This window comes from Glycocaulis sp., from assembly GCF_052168375.1.
Classification (GTDB): domain Bacteria; phylum Pseudomonadota; class Alphaproteobacteria; order Caulobacterales; family Maricaulaceae; genus Glycocaulis.
The window spans coordinates 1-1,932 of sequence record NZ_JBQLZR010000226.1; the positions used below are offsets into that span (position 1 = coordinate 1).

Here is a 1,932-nt window from a genome sequence, read left to right on the forward strand (position 1 = left end):
CTCTGCGACATCCTCCACCAGCCAGGCGCGGTCCTGCGCCGTGACGCTGTCAGGCATGGCAATCGCCCGGACGACCAGACGTTCCGCCTCGTCGCGCGCCGTCTCCAGCGTACCGGGCGCAGCGCCGGGCGCGCGGTAGAGACGGTCAGTGATGATGCTTGCCGGCGTCGGGGCTTCCATGTCGGCCTGCGCCGCGGACGCCGTGACCGCGCTCGCCGCCAGCGTGCCACCACCGGCAGCAAGGGCGGCAACAGCGAACATGAAGGCGCTGGCGATGGCCCATGTCAGAAAGCCGTGCACGCTGTCGCGGAAGAAGACTTCATCGCGGTGGATGGACCAGCGAAAGCGGACCCGCCCGGCGATATAGCCGCCCGCGATCGAGGCAAACACCTGGGTGAAGATCAGCCAGATGATGGTGACGACGCTGATCGAGGTCAGCGAAAGCCCGTCCCCGGCAAAGGGCGACAGCGCGCCAAAGCCGAAGGCGGAGCCGAGAATGACCAGAACGATGGTCAGGCCGCCTGCGGCGAACGCGCCGGCAAAAACCGCAGACCAGCTAATCGCCGGTCCCGTCCACCGGACGGGTGTTGTGGTGGTTACGGGCGCAGTGAGGGGTGCGTCGGTCATGATCGTGCGCCTCCTAGAACAGAATGAGAATGAGGATGATGACGGGGATCGGAACCCCCAGGAACCAGAGCAGAATACCCTTGCCCATGCCGGTCTCTCCTTTTTCGTGCCTGCGGCACGTCCAGCCAGTAGTGATCGAAAGGGCAACGCGTCCGCCATGGCGCGGTTCCGTGAGCGTCCCGGTTTGCGCTTTTGGCGGCTCTGGCCTAGATCAGCGCCGATGAGCACGCCTTCACTCTCCCGCCGTTTCAGCGTTGCGCCGATGATGGACTGGACCGACCGGCATTGCCGGGCCTTCCATCGCCTGATGTCGCGCCGCGCGCTGCTCTATACCGAGATGGCGGTCGATCAGGCCGTCATTCACGGCGATGCGGCGCGCCTGATCGGGTTCGATCCGGCAGAACACCCTGTCGCCATCCAGCTCGGCGGCAGTGACCCGGACCGTCTCGCCACCGCCAGCCGGATAGCCGAAGAGTTCGGCTATGCGGAAGTGAACCTGAATGTCGGCTGCCCGTCAGACCGGGTGCAGTCGGGAACATTCGGAGCTTGCCTGATGCGCGAGCCAAAGCTGGTCGCCGAATGCCTGGCTGCGATGCGCGAGGCGGTCAGCGTTCCCGTCACGGTGAAGCACCGCCTCGGCGTCGATGAGCAGGACCCCGAAGAGACCCTCTTTGCCTTCGTGGAGACCGTGGCAAAGGCCGGTGTCACCAGCTTCACCGTCCACGCGCGCAAAGCCTGGCTGAAGGGCCTGTCGCCAAAGGAAAACCGGGATATTCCGCCGCTCGACTATGACATCGTGCGCCGCCTGAAGGCCGCGCGCCCGGATCTGGAAATCATCCTCAATGGCGGGCTGGAAGACCTCGAGCACGCGAGGGACCAGATGACCGGCCTGGACGGCGTGATGCTGGGCCGGGCGGCCTATCACACGCCCTTCATCCTTTCGCGTGTGGACTCTGTCTTTTTTGGCGAGGCTGATCCGTTTGATGATCCGTTCGCCGTGGTGGAGGCCTACCGGCCCTATATCGAGGCGCAACGTGAAAAGGGTGTGCGCCTGCATGCCATCACTCGCCACATGCTGGGCCTGTTTGCGGGGCGTCCCGGCGCGCGCCGCTGGCGCCAGATACTCTCTGCCGAGGCCAATAGGGACGGGGCGGGTTGGAGCGTGGTCGAACAGGCGCTGGATGCCGTAAGGGAGGCGCGCGCGGCGGCCTGATGGAAACCTATATCGTCTTTCTGCTCACCCTGCTGGCAGTTGGGGCCTTCGCCGGCCTGATCGCCGGGCTGTTTGGCATTGGCGGCGGCGTG

1 protein-coding gene and 1 pseudogene are annotated in these 1,932 nt (G+C 65.5%); one reads left to right on the top strand and one right to left on the bottom strand.

What is annotated here, in order from left to right; translation table 11 throughout:
- Positions 1 to 627, bottom strand: a pseudogene (locus ACTS2Z_RS09310) (hypothetical protein); the annotation flags it as partial.
- A gap of 220 nt (positions 628 to 847) precedes the next feature.
- Here ACTS2Z_RS09310 and dusA point away from each other — a divergent pair.
- Positions 848 to 1,840: a tRNA dihydrouridine(20/20a) synthase DusA gene (dusA, locus tag ACTS2Z_RS09315; RefSeq protein ID WP_442572939.1), complete on the top strand. Its 993-nt coding sequence runs from the start codon at positions 848 to 850 to the stop codon at positions 1,838 to 1,840.
- Positions 1,841 to 1,932: the final 92 nt, after the last annotated feature.

Excerpts from the sequence above, each read along its gene's own strand:
- dusA (WP_442572939.1), top strand. The coding sequence starts at position 848 with ATGAGCACGCCTTCACTCTCCCGCCGTTTCAGCGTTGCGCCGATGATG.